The 15,762-nt window shown below is 51.1% G+C and carries 13 protein-coding genes and 2 pseudogenes; 11 read left to right on the forward strand and 4 right to left on the reverse strand.

Annotated features, from left to right (window positions below; genetic code table 11):
• Positions 1-15 precede the first annotated feature (15 nt).
• The 3 genes and pseudogenes from EL645_RS18255 (at position 16) to EL645_RS18265 (ending at position 3,305) form a co-directional block, all read left to right on the forward strand.
• On the forward strand, positions 16-1,362 hold the full coding sequence (locus EL645_RS18255; RefSeq protein ID WP_218031913.1) for a vWA domain-containing protein: 1,347 nt from the start codon (positions 16-18) through the stop codon (positions 1,360-1,362).
• A gap of 228 nt (positions 1,363-1,590) precedes the next feature.
• A complete protein-coding gene (locus EL645_RS18260) occupies positions 1,591-2,565 on the forward strand; it encodes a hypothetical protein (RefSeq protein ID WP_174845308.1) in 975 nt (324 codons plus the stop codon).
• A 168-nt stretch (positions 2,566-2,733) separates the two neighbouring features.
• Positions 2,734-3,305: pseudogene (locus tag EL645_RS18265) on the forward strand (RraA family protein).
• 200 nt (positions 3,306-3,505) lie between these two features.
• Here the strand turns inward: EL645_RS18265 and EL645_RS18270 are convergent.
• The gene (locus EL645_RS18270) at positions 3,506-4,576 is read right to left on the reverse strand and encodes a phospholipase D-like domain-containing protein (RefSeq protein ID WP_126551826.1); all 1,071 of its coding nucleotides are present in this window, start codon (positions 4,574-4,576) and stop codon (positions 3,506-3,508) included.
• 283 nt (positions 4,577-4,859) lie between these two features.
• On the opposite strand from EL645_RS18270, the gene EL645_RS18275 reads away from it, so the two are divergent.
• The 5 genes and pseudogenes from EL645_RS18275 to EL645_RS18290 all read left to right on the forward strand — a co-directional run.
• The gene (locus EL645_RS18275; protein ID WP_126551827.1) at positions 4,860-5,291 is read left to right on the forward strand and encodes a DUF6069 family protein; all 432 of its coding nucleotides are present in this window, start codon (positions 4,860-4,862) and stop codon (positions 5,289-5,291) included.
• Between the two features lie 166 nt (positions 5,292-5,457).
• The gene (locus EL645_RS18280) at positions 5,458-6,132 is read left to right on the forward strand and encodes a response regulator (RefSeq protein ID WP_126551828.1); all 675 of its coding nucleotides are present in this window, start codon (positions 5,458-5,460) and stop codon (positions 6,130-6,132) included.
• A gap of 14 nt (positions 6,133-6,146) precedes the next feature.
• A complete protein-coding gene (locus EL645_RS18285) occupies positions 6,147-7,145 on the forward strand; it encodes a sensor histidine kinase (protein ID WP_126551829.1) in 999 nt (332 codons plus the stop codon).
• Entirely contained in the window at positions 7,142-7,516 is a 375-nt protein-coding gene (locus tag EL645_RS38905; protein ID WP_136625236.1) for a hypothetical protein, read from the forward strand. Before EL645_RS18285 ends, EL645_RS38905 begins: the two co-directional genes overlap by 4 nt.
• 134 nt (positions 7,517-7,650) lie before the next feature.
• Positions 7,651-7,950, forward strand: a pseudogene (locus tag EL645_RS18290) (nitroreductase/quinone reductase family protein); the annotation flags it as partial.
• A gap of 89 nt (positions 7,951-8,039) precedes the next feature.
• On the opposite strand, the gene EL645_RS18295 reads toward EL645_RS18290, so the two are convergent.
• A complete protein-coding gene (locus EL645_RS18295) occupies positions 8,040-8,465 on the reverse strand; it encodes an SRPBCC family protein (protein ID WP_126551831.1) in 426 nt (141 codons plus the stop codon).
• A gap of 426 nt (positions 8,466-8,891) precedes the next feature.
• Between EL645_RS18295 and EL645_RS18300 the strand changes: the two genes are divergently transcribed.
• Positions 8,892-9,563: a PadR family transcriptional regulator gene (locus tag EL645_RS18300; RefSeq protein WP_126551832.1), complete on the forward strand. Its 672-nt coding sequence runs from the start codon at positions 8,892-8,894 to the stop codon at positions 9,561-9,563.
• Between the two features lie 159 nt (positions 9,564-9,722).
• Positions 9,723-11,555, forward strand: coding sequence for an MDR family MFS transporter (locus EL645_RS18305; RefSeq protein ID WP_126551833.1), 1,833 nt, complete (start codon positions 9,723-9,725; stop codon positions 11,553-11,555).
• Between the two features lie 138 nt (positions 11,556-11,693).
• Here EL645_RS18305 and EL645_RS18310 read toward each other — a convergent pair whose 3' ends face one another.
• Together EL645_RS18310 and EL645_RS18315 are read right to left on the reverse strand one after the other, a co-directional pair.
• Positions 11,694-12,650 carry a Yip1 family protein gene (locus tag EL645_RS18310; protein ID WP_126551834.1) on the reverse strand — a complete coding sequence of 319 codons (957 nt, stop codon included), beginning with the start codon at positions 12,648-12,650 and terminating at the stop codon, positions 11,694-11,696.
• A gap of 138 nt (positions 12,651-12,788) precedes the next feature.
• Positions 12,789-13,238 carry a hypothetical protein gene (locus EL645_RS18315; protein WP_126551835.1) on the reverse strand — a complete coding sequence of 150 codons (450 nt, stop codon included), beginning with the start codon at positions 13,236-13,238 and terminating at the stop codon, positions 12,789-12,791.
• A gap of 395 nt (positions 13,239-13,633) precedes the next feature.
• On the opposite strand from EL645_RS18315, the gene EL645_RS18320 reads away from it, so the two are divergent.
• The gene (locus tag EL645_RS18320) at positions 13,634-15,580 is read left to right on the forward strand and encodes a pectate lyase-like domain-containing protein (RefSeq protein ID WP_126551836.1); all 1,947 of its coding nucleotides are present in this window, start codon (positions 13,634-13,636) and stop codon (positions 15,578-15,580) included.
• Positions 15,581-15,762 lie beyond the last annotated feature (182 nt).

Genomic DNA, 15,762 nt, shown 5'->3' on the forward strand with positions numbered 1-15,762 from the left:
GGCATTCCAGAGCACTTGCAGGCGATCGGTACTGCTGGCGTGCGCTCGGATCTACGCTATGAGTCGCTCAACGATCTGCCGCCTTGGCGGAGAGAGATCGACTGGAGCAAAAACTTTGGCGAAGGATTAGTTGAGGCCATCAATGAAGTGATTGAAGATGCAGGCCAGCATTCGTATTATGTGACCGGTAAGCGGCTAGATACCGCCGCCCAGCGGGCACGCAACTGGTTCATTGGGCGTTATCCTCTCCTGGGAGCACTGGCAGCCTCTTTTGAGATCATCGAAGATCCTTTGCTCTGTCAGCGTATGCAGATCAGCGTTGCGGCGGTGAATGTGAAGATGAAGGAGATTTATATCAATCCGCATGCTGGCTTGAAGGATGAGGAGCTGCGTTTCGTGATGGCGCATGAGCTGTTGCATGTCGGGCTACGCCACGATGTACGATGTGAGGGACGCGATCGCTACTTATGGAACGTTGCCTGTGATTATGTGATTAACAGCTGGCTGATCGAGATGGGGGTTGGCGACATGCCAAAGATCGGCGCGCTCTATGATCCAGCACTGAAGTCTGAATCGGCCGAGGCGATCTATGATCGGATCGTGACTGATCTAAGGCTCTATCGTAAGCTCGCCACGATGCGTGGTATTGGTCAGAGCGATATTCTGGATGAGTCGGAGTGGTGGAAGAGTCAGGAGGGAAGGGATCTCGATGATTTCTATCGCAGCTGTCTGGCGCAGGGGCTGACGTTGCACCAGGACCAGAATCGTGGGTATCTCTCGGCGGGACTGATCGAAGAGATTCAGGCGTTGAGTCAGCCACCGATTCCCTGGGACGTGCGGTTAGCCCAGTGGTTTGATGAGCATTTTCCACCATTGGAGAAGGTGCGTACCTATGCACGGCTCAGCCGAAGGCAGTCGTCCACGCCAGATATTCCGCGTCCACTATGGGTGACACCGCCTGATGATGACAATCGTACCTTTGGCGTCCTGCTGGATACCTCCGGCTCGATGGATCGTCATCTGCTGGCGCAAGCATTAGGGGCGATCGCCAGCTATAGCCTGGCACGTGAGGTCCGGCAGGTGCGAGTAGTCTTCTGTGATGCGGCGATCTTTGACCAGGGCTATATGGCACCCGAAGCCATCGCAGGCAGTGTCAATGTGCGTGGACGTGGTGGCACGGTGCTCCAACCCGGGGTGGATCTGTTAGAGCGCGCAGCCGATTTTCCGCGTGAAGGCCCATTGCTGATTATTACCGATGGCTACTGTGACCGTTTGCGCATCAAACGCGAACACGCTTTTCTCATACCGCAAGGGAACAGGCTACCATTTCCACCACAGGGTCAGGTTTTTCGTATAGTATAACATTTTTTTTTGTTACCAGACTATGCCAGTTTTTTCGCTTTCGTTTTGTCATATCTACCATGACAAATGTCATATTCCTTTCATGATAGACTTCACTACTGAAAAGCTCTGTTCCCGGCTACACTTAGCAGTGTCAAGAGTGGTTGGAAGTGCAACACATTCAGCCACATGAAGCACACGCAATTATTCAGATCATTGCTTTGTTTTGAGGGAAAGGATTCACCGATCATGCAAACAACGGCACCATTGAGCAACGCACCTGTTCAGAGCATTTCATTGAACATATCGAACCTGTTACGACGTGCATGGCGTGAGAACGCGGCTCTTACGCTGACCGGTCTGGCAATGCTGCCGGTTATCCTCATTGCTGTGGTCGGATTAATGGTAGATCATCAAGTGATTACAGGCGCCCCTGCCTGGATGAAGCCACTTAAGTTCGCTATCTCGACTATCATCTACTGCTTCACGTTTGTCTATCTGCTCACGTTTGTACGCGGTCATCGTCGTCTGGTCAAGGCCGCCGGGATGACGATGGCGATCAGCCTGGCAGTAGAGATAGTCCTGGTCACTCTACAAGTTGTGCGCGGCACTAGTAGCCATTTCAATCTTTCAACGCCCTTTGATAGTATCGTCTTTCGTATGATGGGTGGAACGATTGGCTTCTTGTTTATCGCGGCTATCGTTCTGGCTGTGGTACTGCTACGCCAGCGCCTTGCTGACAGTGCCTGGAACTGGGCATTACGCTTCAGCATCATCAGCGCAATCGTGGGCATGGCCGTTGCCTGCCTGATGCTGATACCCACGTCAGCCCAACTGGCTTCTCCATCAACGGGCATCATGGGTGCGCATAGCGTTGGTGTGGTTGACGGAGGTCCTGGCCTGCCAATCGTTGGCTGGAGCACAATTGGCGGGGACTTGCGTATCCCTCACTTCGTTGGCCTGCATGGATTGCAAGTGCTTCTCGTCGTAGGTTGGCTCATCAATCTGACTCGCTTCTGGCTCACGCTACGCCAGCGTGTGAACCTTGTTGTGATCGCTGGCCTGAGCTATCTTGGCCTGATTGCTCTTCTGACCTGGCAGGCGCTGCGTGGGCAGTCGATCATCCATCCCGATACCTTGACCCTGCTAGGGTTTGGCCTGCTCGTCGTTACGACACTGATAGCCATCGTTCTCACGGTGGCACGCAAGGCCTACGGCAAGTAATCAAGCAGATACCAGTCACAAACAAAGGCAGGTTCTCTCTTCGGAGGCCTGCCTTTGTTTGTGCTTCCTTTTTCTAATTCATCCTTTGCACATGATCTTGCGCCAGGTGGACACGCAAGACTAAACTATATTGAAGTGCTTAATAACCACGGTGATGAGGAGAAAACCATGCCAGAGTTTCCTGAGTGGCTTGCGGCCACCCTTGCTTCCGATGCGACCGAAGGACAGGGCGTGTTGCCAAATACTATTTTGCCATTGCAAGCCGATGCGTGTATCGTTGGCCCGGCGCGGGTCGTCTTGATGAGCCAGGACGATAATCTCTCAGTTCGCGCAGCGATAGACGCACCGCCCGCGCCCGGATCGGTGTTGGTCGCTGCCGGTGGTAGCATATCGAATACAGCGACCATCGGGGGTTGATGGCGCTTGAAATGCAACAGGCCGGGTTTGTCGGATTGGTCACGGATGGTCTGGTGCGAGATTCGCGCGAGATTCGCGAACTAGGCTTGAAAGTCTGGTGTCGGGGAGTGTGCCCAACAGCCTCGCGTAAAAACGGACCGGAGATCCTGGGTGGCTCAGTCTCAATTGGAGGCACAGTTATTCGGGATGGCGACCTGGTGATCGCCGACGATGATGGAGTGGTGATCTGGCCTCAGGAGCGTATCGAAGCCCTGCTCGCTAAGGCTGAGGCCAAGCTACAACAGGATAACGCCCGCCTGGCCCGCCTGCAAAGTCAGAAATAGGCCCGCTTTTCTGATTATGTTGCATGTTGATGGCTGGTCATCAGTTTTCTGCTATGCGGCCCTTGAGTATTCAAGGGTCGTTAGCAGAACCCAACAAAGAGATCGTCAGTGGAGATTCTCCATCCTTTAGGAGCTGCAGCCCGCTTCCCCTAAAGGATGGAGAACATCTGTTTATCGGAGAGCCCTTAGCGGGACGTCCGTTATGGATGATGGATTTTTGAGGCCCGAGCCTGAGCATACTTCCAATCGGCATTGAAGGTCGCGAGTAGGCTCGCTACGACGTTTTTGTTTGAGATCATGATACCGACCTCACGGCTATAGTGGAGCGATTGGTGACTGAGGTTTGGGGAACCTACAAATGCAAGCTGTTGATCAGCAATAATCATTTTAGCGTGCATGAAGTATTGTGGCGTCACATTGACTGCAACCGTGGGGCTCAGGATGCGATAGGTTTCGTTGTTATCAGCCGATGGTGCCCCCAGCGGTTGGGGTGAAAGCGGAGGTAACATCAACTGTACCGCGACCCCGCTCCTGGCCGAATGCAAGATGATCTGTTTTAGATTAAGTGCGCCTTCGCCGGGAGGATCATTGAGGTATTCTACCTGGATCGCCAGACTGTGTTTGGCGGTCCGTAGCAACAAAGGCAATAATGAAAGCGCGTTGATATCCGCGACAATGAGATTAGACGTATCGGGGATAGTGGGCAGCGGACGACCGGTTTGATCCGCTAAGAAGATCGCTTTGAGCAGCGCGATATCGTTGGGATCGGTATCACAGATGATGTATTCGCGATTGGCGTAGCCCGCACGGTTGCCACCGAGAGCCTGCGCAGTAAAATTGGCGGTCATGATATACGCTTTTGCCTTCCCCGGAACATCAGCATCGACAAGGATGAATTTAGCGTGATGGAGAGAGACAGGCTGGCCATCTGTACGAATGGCTTTATTGGGCATGGCCCAGGCAGGAAAACGCTGTGTGCCGGTGGGATCAAGGCTGGGTGGCAAGAGTGGTTGATGATACAGGAGACGGAGATCCAGGCCGGGATGGGCGGCCTTCTGGCTGAGTAGCATCTGCGCCACATGGTCGTTATCGAATAGATACATTTCAATCCACAATGATTTTGTGGCTGAGGCAATGATATCTTGAATGATTTTTAGACCTGCATCTGGCTGAATGCCCGCCAGAGAGACATGTGCGCTGGCACCTGCGGGTAAAACGGGAAAGTGAAAAGGACTTTTCGCAGGGGCGTGGTGAGGCCAATATTGGTCCATATGTTTACGCTAACTCGCTTTCCAAATATCGTTTCTGCCTTTGCTGCCTCCAGATACGATGTCAGAGAGCCCGTGTTCAACTCTACAAGACGCTCGTGACCTTGAAGCAGATGGGGTGGATTGCTTCACCAGTACTATAACACATTATCTGAGCCATAGATATTGATGACCATTACTTTCGACACAGCGCCAGATTGTGCCTTTCTACACTCTCTCTTGCCTGCCTCCTTCCTCTATACTGGCCTTAGATTTGAATACAAAAGCTTTAAGAAGGAGAATATGCATGGCATCTACACTACTTCGTGAACATGTGGCCTTACGCAAGCTTATATGGGTTGGACCGCTGACCATTGTTTCCACAGTCATCGCTAATCTCATCATACGTACCATTGCAGTCTCGGTCTTTGGGGTTCCTGAGACATTTCAATACTTGCAGGCTCCCACTGTCATCGGCAGTACCATCGTCTTTTTGTTAGTGGCCCTGCTCGCCTTTGTGCTGGTCAAGCGCTTTGCACGACGCCCGATCCAGTTCTATCGTATCCTGGCGTTTGTTGTTTTGTGCATCTCGTTGCTCAGTCCTGTTATGGCTCTGGTCGGTTTATTCCCTGCCCCTGGAATGACCCTATCCATTTTCTGGACCATGATCGCGCTGCATCTCGTTTCCGCCATCATCGTAGTTGGTCTGTTGACCACACTGACGCGCGAGCAAGCATAACAACCGAGGCGAGAAATGCTCATTGCGTTTTTTAAGGAAAGGAGTGCATGATGCGCCACCAACTTGTGAGGAACGGTGAGTTGAACAAGAGTTGTTGACAGATGTCACTTCATCCAGTCATAATGCAACAGGTTAACTCATTCAATCATTGGGGAGAGTAATATCCATGACCGACTCAATCCGTATCCTGCTCTGTGAGGACCAGACCCTCATGCGCCAGGGCCTGCACACTATTCTTGAACTTGAGCCGGGTTTTCAGGTCGTAGGCGAGGCCGCTGATGGCGAAGAGGCGGTGAGCCAGTACCACAAACTCCGTAACCAGGACAACGGCCCTGATATTGTGCTCATGGATATTCAAATGCCGCGTATGAGTGGTGTGCAAGCTACGGCTGCGCTCACAACCAGCGACGCTGCTGTACGTGTTATTATCCTCACCACCTTCGACTACGAAGATTATGTGTTTGACGCCATCAAAGCCGGTGCAATGGGGTATCTCCTTAAAGACGTACCTGCTGATGAACTGATGGCAACTATCCGCCAGGTGTATGCGGGTGAAGCCTCCATCCAGCCCAAGATTGCTAACAAACTCCTCATCGAATTTGGGCGCAAAGAACGTTCCACTGCTGGGACAGCCCGCTCACTACAGCAAGAGGAGTTGAGCCCACGGGAGACCGAGATCCTCAAGCTGCTCACTGAAGGAGCCAGTAATCGCAAGATTGCCGAGAAACTCGTTCTCGCCGAGGGGACCGTCAAAAACCATGTATCGAATATTTTGAGCAAACTCCATACTAAGAATCGCACTCAGGCAGTTTACCTGGCACGTGAGCGCAAGCTACTTTAAGGAAGGGAGAAATCATGTCAGCCCATTTCGATGTAGAGAAAGATAATGCACTCTTCTTTCGCATCTCCAGACGGGTGATCACGATGTTTACCGTCCTTATCTGTATCTATCTCACCGCATCAACCTACGTTATCTTAATCAACAACCCTTCCTATCTGCAGAATTGGCGCGGTATAACCTGTATTGTGCTTACCGTTCTTGCTCTCCTGATTTATATCGCCCAATTCTGCATAAGTCTGAAAATGGATTGGCCACCGCCCTTGCGTTACGCAGCGCCCCTATGGGTCGGCTTATATCTAATTGTGTTGCTACTTACGCTCATCAATCCTTCCTTTGTCTGGGATTTCTATGTTGTGTATGCAATCAGCTTTGGCCTGTTTGGTGGAGTTCGCCTGCTGCTCGTGGTGATTAGTATGGCTCTCACGATGTTTGCTTTTCAGGGCTTGCTGATCTGGCCGCTCACTGGCGAGGCGCTTATGGGCATTGCCAGTCAGGTTTTGATGCTCTTCAGTTTCACCGGTTTAAACATGATATTCCAGCATTTGATAGGAGAGCGATTTGAACGCAATAGACTTTTTACGCAACTGACCCGGGCCAATGATGAGCTAGAGGAAGCCCATCGTCAACTCGCGCAATCAGTCATTCAGGAACAGGAACTGGCCGTCTTGCGTGAGCGCACCCGACTGGCACGTGAGATGCACGATACCCTTGGGCATGCCCTGGTTCTTATCTCTGTCAAGCTTGAAGCAGCCCAGCGGCTGCGTGAGCGTGATCCTGAACGCTGTGACCGTGAGTTGGAGTCCACTAAACAGATTGCACGCGAAACGATGACTGCTTTGCGTGCCTCCATCGCTGACTTGCGCTCTCCAACATTGGAGCACGTACATATCAATCACGCGCTCAGTCGCTCGGCCAGGGAACTTGCCCAGCGTACCGGACTCCATGTCACATACACCCCGAAGCGGATATCGACCATCTCCCCGCAGCTATCGAAGAGACCCTCTGGAAAGTGAGCCAGGAGGCATTTACCAATATTGAAAAACATGCTCATGCCAGCCACGTACAAGTGCGTATTCATAGGCAGGATGAGAAACTCCTGCTATATATCCACGATGATGGCACCGGCTTGCCTCTGACATCATGCCAACTTCAAAAAGATGGGAGCCTTGTATATAACAGCCCAATGGTCACTATGGAATACGTGGAATGCTCGAACGCATCGAAGCCATCGGCGGCCAGCTTACGTTGCACTCCGACAATGAGCAGGGAACAACCATTGAAGTTGACTTGCCCCTTGCATACAGCTACAGGAACCCTTGAATGTTTTGATGATCTGCTGATGAATATCAGACAAAGAATTGTGGAATGGAAAGAAAGTAATTAATATGAAACTTAACCCTTTCGTTGAAAGTCTCTGGAAAAGTTTTGTGCAATTACATATCGCACTCTATCGCCTGACCGGGGGCAGGTTTATGGCAAACATACGATCCTGATTACGACCATCGGCGCAAGAGTGGGCGCTTACGTACCAGGTCTCTGTATGCCATACAGGATAATGGCAACTATGTCATCATTGCATCCTATGGGGGTTCTCCTCAACATCCTGATTGGTATCACAACCTGAAGGCCAATCCTAAAGTGATAGTAGAGGATCACGGACGCACCATCGTCACGCAGGCCAGCACGATAACGGACGAGAGCGAGTACCAGCGTCTCTGGTCGCTCATGACGGCTATGTATGCTGGCTATAATAATTACCAGAGACATACCGAGCGTAAAATTCCGGTTGTGTTGCTTCAACCAGAAAGTCTGTCATAACCCTCGAGATTTTCTATCGAAATTTCAGCCCCATCACGCCAGAAAAGCGTGATGGGTCGATGACTCATGAAAGGAGCACTCCCTCTCTACTAATACACATAGGGAGTGCCCTTCCCTGTCTCAAGGTAGGATTTCAGGCTTCCCAGGAAGTATTCCCAGCCAGCGCGCGTCTCCTCAATGCTGTAGCCAGTATCACCCACCGTGAGATCATGCTGGCCAAAGAGCAGACTGGTCCCCTGTGGGATCGGCGCGAGATTCCAGGTGATCGTGGACCCTTCCCAGTTATGAGGGGAAAGCCTCACTCTCCAATGCACTTTCTTCCCGACTTCGAGTTCGGTTATCTCCAGTTTAAAGATCCCTCCATTCTCAAAGCTAACTTCAGTGAGGGAACCAACCTTTGGCTCAGCAGTCACATGATTCGACCACCATCCGGCGATCCCATCTGGCAGGGTAAGAGCATGAAAGACGTTCTCTGGCGTTGCTTCAATCGTCAGTTCTTGGACAATCTCTGACATCGTTATCCCTTCTCAATGCACTTATTCGCTGTTACAAGATTAAACTTAACTAGTTGGTTAAGTTTATCATGGAGCTGGATGTTCTGTCAAGAAAACTATCTCAATGCCTGTGTTATCCTGTAGCGAGTTGCTCAATGATTTAATATATGGTGGCATCGCTAAAGCCGTGATCCCATATCTTTGACGCTCAAACTTTCAGCGATATAGGCAACGACGTGCAGTTACAAAGCGCTGGCTACGAAGTCACTGCTCCTTACTATGACGTCGAAGTCTCTAGTAGCGCCAGCATAGTCACCATCACCGCCGATTGATGACGAGGTCGCAATTTAACTTGACAATAGTCTTTTTTGTGCTATAAAATAGGTCATAGTGACAGGTCACTATGACCTATTTTATAGCTTAAGAGAAGCGAGGTAATATCCTGTAATGTACGAATTGATCATCCTCTCGCTGTTAATGCGTGGCCCGGCACATGGCTACTTAATAGCGCATATTGTCAACAACATCATCGGGCCATATGCCAGAATGAGCAATGGGAGGCTCTATCCTCTCCTGGCCAGGCTGGAGCAGGGAGGGCTGATCAAGGTGAATGAAGAGGTTGCCAGGGAACAGCATGGTGAGCGCACCTCACGTAGCTACCGTATTACTGAGGCTGGACGAGAGCGTTTTCATGTTTTGATGATGGATACGACATCGAATCCTGGTGAGTACCAGCGCATTTTTCACCAAAAGGCAGCGATGTTCTCGTTTTTGCAGGTTTCAGAGCGTCTTTTCTTGATCAATCATTACTTAAACTATTGTCAGGCTCATGTATTACACCTGATCGCTGAAAAGGAAGATCTGGCAAAGAGTAACTACTCTCATTACCAGGGAGACGAATGGGGGTTGTCGGGCACGCTTGATGTTATGCAGCATATGGCTGACCAATGGCGTTTGGAAGTTGCCTGGGCGCAGCGTTTGCAAGCACGGGAGCAGGCCCGTCAGGCGAGCAGCGGCCAGCCGCAGTTACACTTTAGCTACGTGGAGCTAGCCGAACGTAAACGGTCTAACCAGAATCTTAATGAGAACGAAAACACAAATGAACATAATGAGCTATAGATCGCTAAAGATGCGCAGGAGGCATATATTTACATTAATCAATTATATCTCTCCTCAGCAGCTTAGCAGAAGATGTATACCTGACAGATCGAAGTTTGAGGAATTCGGCATACTAAAGCTGAAAAGATCAAAAGCCTTTATAACAGAGAGGGTATTTGTATGTCTCAGAAGAATGCCACAAGTGAGCCGCAGAAAAGTGGTGCCACTGAGGAAGGTAGTCGTATCAGTGGATTTGCGCTGATCAGTGTGCTGATCGCGTTAATGCTCACATTGCTTCTGGAAGCATTGGATCAGACGATCGTAGGTACTGCGTTGCCCAGTATCGTCGGTTCCTTTCAGGGATTTGACCGTTATAGCTGGGTTGTCACAGCCTATCTGCTGGCCTCGACAACGATGATTCCCATTGTTAGTAAACTTTCGGATCAGTTTGGGCGCAAATGGTTTCTGATCGTGGGGGTGGTTGTTTTTCTTGTCGGTTCGGTGCTCTCTGGCATGTCTCAGTCGATGAATCAACTGATTGCTTTTCGGGGTATTCAAGGTATCGGTGCTGGTACAGGTATCGCGCTGGTTTTTACAGCCGTGGGCGATGTGTTTACGCCAGCTGAGCGTGCGCGCTGGCAGGGCATTTTCGCTGGCGTCTATGGTTTCTCCAGTGTGGCTGGTCCTTTGCTGGGTGGCTGGTTAACCGATCACGGTCCTTTGCTGGGCAGTCTGGTCACTGATACGACACGCTGGCGCTGGATCTTTTATATTAACTTGCCCGTTGGTCTGCTCGCGCTGCTCGCGCTGATCATCTACTTGCCCGCGCGCCTTTCTCAGCCGAGCAACACGCATCGTGGGTGGGCGGCTTTGAAGAGGGTAGATTTTCTGGGTGCCCTGCTGGCCTCAGCCGCTACCGTGTGTCTGCTGCTAGGCTTGAGCTGGGGAAGTAACCAGACATATGCCTGGAATTCTACACCAGTTATCGGCACGCTGGTGGCTGCAGGTCTGCTCTATGCTATCTTCTTTGTCGCTGAGCGCTTCGCCGTTGAGCCACTACTGCCACTGGGTCTTTTCCGTATCCAGGTGTTTAGCGCGAGTGCCGCCCTGGCCGCCTTTATGGGTATGGTTCTGCTCCCCGTCGTGATTTATCTGCCCTTGTTCTTGCAGGGAGTGCTTGGGGCGAGTGCGACCAATTCTGGTCTGGTGCTGACCCCATTGACGATCAGTATGGTGGTTGGGTCAGCCTTCGCCGGGTTTCTCATTAGTCGTGTGGGCCGCTATCATCTGCAGTCGATGATTGCAGTGGTTGTGCTGGCTATCGGAGTGTTCTTGCTGGGAAGAATGGATGCCAATACAACATATCTCCAGGCAAGCTTCTTTATGATCCTGGCTGGTATTGGCATGGGGCTGTTTTTTCCGGTGCAGACGCTGGCCGCGCAGAACGCGGTGCCACCCAAAAACATCGGTGTTGGCACAGGCGTGGTGACGTACTTGCGTGCTCTGGGTCAGACACTGGGTGTGGCCATTGCCGGTACGGCGGTGAACAATACGATCTCCAGTGATCTACCCACGCGCGTGCCCGCTAACACTATTAAACTACTGACACCTGCGGGCTGGCAGGCTGCCACAAACACTGAGGTATTAACTGATCAGAAGTATCGGGATACCGTTTTGCACACGGCGCAACATTTTGCCAGCCAGTCCGCGGCTCAGCAAGCGGCAGCGCATGTGCCGCCGGGTCCACAGCAGCAGATCGCGGCTCAGCATGCTGCAGCCCAGGCGGCGCAACAAGTAACGCATGTGCTGAACCTGGTTTTCGATGGACTCAAGCAATCGATGGTGCTGGCTATTCAGCATGGCCTCCTGGTCGTGCTCTGCTTTTGTGGCGCTGCTTTTATCGCGGCCATCTTCCTGAAAGACATTCCCTTACGCAGATCCAGGAGTGAGAAAAAGCCAGCCGGAGACGCAAGCAATGTGCAAGAAGAGGGCGTAGCCGCTCCTCTGCATTAAGGTGCTTTTAAGAGATTTTTTCTAGTATAGCGCAAAGCACAAGTTTTGCACTATACTAGAATGTTTCTTGAGCGCCATTGGTGCTCAAACTCAGAAGTGAAGAGCGCAAAGATCATGAAGATCAGACACACTCTTAAGTTATTGTGCGGCACCAGAGGTAAGTGCGCTAAACATAGCTACAAGCAGAACAACACTTATAATTACTAGAACTAATGCGATAATTGGTAGGATAAGGACTGCCAGGGTGGCCCTTCCTCCACTTAAGCGGTGGACGGCCATGGTCATCAAAATCATCAGCACGTACGTGTAGATGCTGACCGCGGCGCTTAAAAAGAAACCCACAACTGGAATCAGGAGCAGCAATCCATTGATGATCTGGATCGGAACATAGAAGAGCAGGAAACTATAAATGTACTCGATGAATTCTCCCTGCCCCTTGAAGAGTTTGGCGATAAAGTAGTAGATTGTCCAGGAAATGAACATAGTGATGGGCGTTGAAATGAGCGCGGTCAAACTGCCCTGTAGGGCCATCCCTTTATATATATCCGCAAAGTTGGTGGTGCCGATTTTTGGTAGATTGAACAGCGATACAAACGTCGGGAGCACAAAGGTATAGGTTGCAAAACTGATCAGTGCCCCAATGATGGCAATAAAAGCAATCTGGACCCAGATAATATTCCAGGCTGCCTTCTGCTTCTCCTCTGCGAAGGTAGCGACGCTTGGCCTCGTCAAAACTCTCAGATATTGTTTAGGGAGCTGCTTGATCGCCTCACTCAGGGGCAATGGCTGGCGGTTATTAGGTCTGGGATAAGGTTGTCCGTTTGGTGGTGGCGGATAGTTATAGTAAGGATAGGAAGGCGGCGGATAGCCATACCCGGGATAAGGTTGCCCATTTGGTGGTGGCGGATAATTATAGTAAGTGTTGGGAGGTGGGGGATAGCTATTCCCAGGATAAGCTTGTCCAGCTGGCAATGAGGGATATTCACGATAAGGCAATGATCCATCAGATACGGGAGGATATACAGCATCGGGTTTCTCATTTGGGTGCGGGGAATTCGGTGCTGGATTACTGTTCTGATCAGGCTCTTCAGACATATAGAATCCTCTTTTTCTCTGCAAACGTCTAATTTGGCAGAGAGCTTAGAATAAAAGCTATTAAGGCTTTTATTCTAATAGAAATATATCAATTAAGCAACGCTCAATCTGGAAAATGGGCCATAAGGCTGTACTACGTTATTTGAAAATGATAACAATTGTATAAACTATACCTAGTAACGCAATGAGAAGATTTACTGCAGCCCAAATATCATGGGCGTGTATCTTCAATAAAAGCTTGTGATGCTTTTCATAATCCTTTCGTGTTAATTTGTATGTATCTTGAACTTGTAATTCAGGAACCAGACCGTCTAGCTGCTGAAAAAGTCTGGCTAGCATATGGTCATGCCATGAGCACTTCTGGCTAAGTTTTGCACTGGCTATCACACCAAATATGCCCAGTATGATGAGTGTAAATGTAAGGGTAAGCGCATTTTTATTAAACCCCATCTGTGCTAAAGCGCCCTGGATCGCTGCAGCTATCACAAAAATAACCCCTGTAATAGTTGCGCGCTGATCTTCGTGATGTCTACGCTGCGAATATCTCTGCTCTATAAATCTTAATAGTACGTCAACAGCCTCATTCATTTCTAGAAACTCCAATTCGTGATAATAACTTTCTCGTTATTGTAAACGCATTTATGTTAAAGCCGCCAAAAAAATATCCCGCCGCGCAAAGTAGATATTGAATAACAAAAAATCAGCAATACGATGCATAGTATAAAGTGACCTCTCATGCTATACTATGAGTTCTGTAGGATAAATAGCCTGGAATGCCTGTTATAAATTAGAATATTTAAATTTAACTGAAGAAGAGTAGTAGCTTGACAGGGCTAGATGTCTTACAAAGCCCGTGCTGAATTAAATTCTAAGGCTGACTCGTTGTGCTGAGGTAGAACCAGACGCTAGGCGTGGCCGGGCAATTGGATGAACAGATGCGAGGGCCGCATAGTTGCGGCAATTACAAAAAAGGAGATGAGGAGATGAATTTACGCACCTTCCTTTCCCGCTGGCATTGGCAGCCAGACCCACAGAGGACGCAGCGTGTCCGAGCTGAAGGGCGATTGCGCCTGCGTTCTATTTTCACTGTAGGTGCCTTCGTGGTCTTTGCGTATGTGATGGCCACCAGCGGAGCCGCTTCGGCACTGGCCGCTACCAATGGAACTACTGGGGCACCGCCGGCGCCGCCAGCGTCGTCTGGCCAACCCAACTTTGGGTCAAACGTCTACATATTTAATCCCAGCATGCCGCAGAGCCAGATCCAGACGACGGTAGACGCAGTGGCAAACCAACAGATCTCCAATCAGTTCGGACCTCAGCGTTATGCGTTGCTGTTCGAGCCCGGCACCTATGGATCCAGTACTGCCCCACTTAACTTTCAGGTTGGCTACTATACCACTGTGGCGGGCCTTGGTCGCTCCCCGAACGACGTTGTCATCAATGGCTCCATCGATGTGCGTAACCAGTGCTTTGGCGCCAACAACTGTATCGCGCTCGATAACTTCTGGCGTTCGCTGTCGAACCTGAGCATCAATGTGACCACCCCGAACGCAGGCTGCTATAGCGGCGAATTCTGGGCTGTGTCGCAGGCCGCGCCGATGCGCCGAGTCCATATCAACGGGGCCACCACCCTGATGGACTATTGCACCTCTCCGTCGTACGCGAGTGGCGGCTTTATCGCCGATTCAGAGTTCGATGGTGGTAACGTGGTCAACGGCTCGCAGCAACAGTGGCTGGTCCGGAACAGCAAGCTTGATAGCTGGTCCAACGGCGTTTGGAACCAGGTATTCTCGGGTGTCGTTGGCGCGCCTGCCCAGTGTTTCCCTGCTCAGACGTCATGTGGTGGCCCATACACCACCCTGCCTGCCAGCCCGGTGACACGAGAGGCGCCATATCTGTACGTGGATGCCAATGGCCACTACAACGTCTTTGTGCCTTCGGCGCAGCGCAACTCGGTGGGTACGACATGGGCTAACGGCGCGACGCCTGGCTCCTCCATCTCAATCAAGAAGTTCTTCATCGCCCAGCCGACCGACTCTGCGGATAAGATCAATGATGCCTTAGATTCCGGCAGGAACCTCATTCTTACTCCGGGAATCTATCACCTGAACCACAGTATCAGGGTTACACGACCTGATAGCGTGGTGCTCGGCCTTGGTTTCCCGACCCTGATCCCTGAAAATGGCATCGTGCCAATGAAAGTCGCCAGCGCGAAGGGGATCTCGATCTCGGGAATGATCTTCGACGCAGGCACGACAAACTCCCCGGTGCTGCTGCAGGTTGGAAGCGGGCATGAACGTAGTGACCATGATGCCTCTGATCCAACAGCTCTTCAGGATGTGTTCTTCCGTATCGGCGGAGCGGAGGCTGGCAGCGCGACGAACAGCCTGGTGGTCAACAGTGACAATGTCATCCTTGATGACATTTGGGCATGGCGGGCCGACCACGGTAACGGTGTGGGTTGGACCAGCAACACTGCAGATACCGGCGTCATTGTCAACGGTAACAACGTGACCGCGTATGGCCTTTTCGTTGAGCACTACCAGAAATACGAGGTGATCTGGAACGGCAATGGTGGCACTGACATCTTCTTCCAGAATGAGATGCCCTACGATCCGCCCAGTCAGGCGGCGTGGATGGAGGCTCCCGGTGTTGATGGCTGGGCCGCCTTCAAGATTGCCAACACCGTGACCAGTTTCAGTGGATATGGTATGGGTAGCTACAGTTTCTTCAATCAGGGTGTGAACATCTACGCCGCATACGCCTTTGAGGTCCCGACCACCCTCCCGGCATCGAGCCTCCACGATCTGTTTACGCTCTTCCTCTCGACATCGGGGTCCGGTGGAATCCTGCATGTAGTCAACGATACCGGTGGATCATCGACCGCCGCCAACCCGGATGTTCCGGTTACCGTGGTGAGCTACCCCTAACAGCTTGCCACTCTACCCGATAATCTATTCAACTACCATCAAGCCTCGCCCCTCGTGGGTGGGGCTTGATGGTCCCTCATAGCGGCCAGTTCTCCCCACTATCCCGATGTCGATGCCGACAACTGTTTTTTGATGCGCTTCTGGAATAGTGATTTGGACTGGCCGGGCGGCGTGTTCCACAG

Origin of the sequence: Dictyobacter kobayashii (genome assembly GCF_003967555.1) — a bacterium.
Taxonomy (GTDB): Bacteria; Chloroflexota; Ktedonobacteria; order Ktedonobacterales; family Ktedonobacteraceae; genus Dictyobacter; species Dictyobacter kobayashii.

Excerpts from the sequence above, each read along its gene's own strand:
- EL645_RS18310 (WP_126551834.1), bottom strand. The coding sequence starts at position 12,650 with ATGTCTGAAGAGCCTGATCAGAACAGTAATCCAGCACCGAATTCCCCG.
- EL645_RS18305 (WP_126551833.1), top strand. The coding sequence starts at position 9,723 with ATGTCTCAGAAGAATGCCACAAGTGAGCCGCAGAAAAGTGGTGCCACT.
- EL645_RS18315 (WP_126551835.1), bottom strand. The coding sequence starts at position 13,238 with ATGAATGAGGCTGTTGACGTACTATTAAGATTTATAGAGCAGAGATAT.
- EL645_RS18280 (WP_126551828.1), top strand. The coding sequence starts at position 5,458 with ATGACCGACTCAATCCGTATCCTGCTCTGTGAGGACCAGACCCTCATG.
- EL645_RS18300 (WP_126551832.1), top strand. The coding sequence starts at position 8,892 with ATGTACGAATTGATCATCCTCTCGCTGTTAATGCGTGGCCCGGCACAT.
- EL645_RS18275 (WP_126551827.1), top strand. The coding sequence starts at position 4,860 with ATGGCATCTACACTACTTCGTGAACATGTGGCCTTACGCAAGCTTATA.
- EL645_RS18270 (WP_126551826.1), bottom strand. The coding sequence starts at position 4,576 with ATGGACCAATATTGGCCTCACCACGCCCCTGCGAAAAGTCCTTTTCAC.
- EL645_RS18295 (WP_126551831.1), bottom strand. The coding sequence starts at position 8,465 with ATGTCAGAGATTGTCCAAGAACTGACGATTGAAGCAACGCCAGAGAAC.
- EL645_RS18260 (WP_174845308.1), top strand. The coding sequence starts at position 1,591 with ATGCAAACAACGGCACCATTGAGCAACGCACCTGTTCAGAGCATTTCA.
- EL645_RS18320 (WP_126551836.1), top strand. The coding sequence starts at position 13,634 with ATGAATTTACGCACCTTCCTTTCCCGCTGGCATTGGCAGCCAGACCCA.
- EL645_RS18285 (WP_126551829.1), top strand. The coding sequence starts at position 6,147 with ATGTCAGCCCATTTCGATGTAGAGAAAGATAATGCACTCTTCTTTCGC.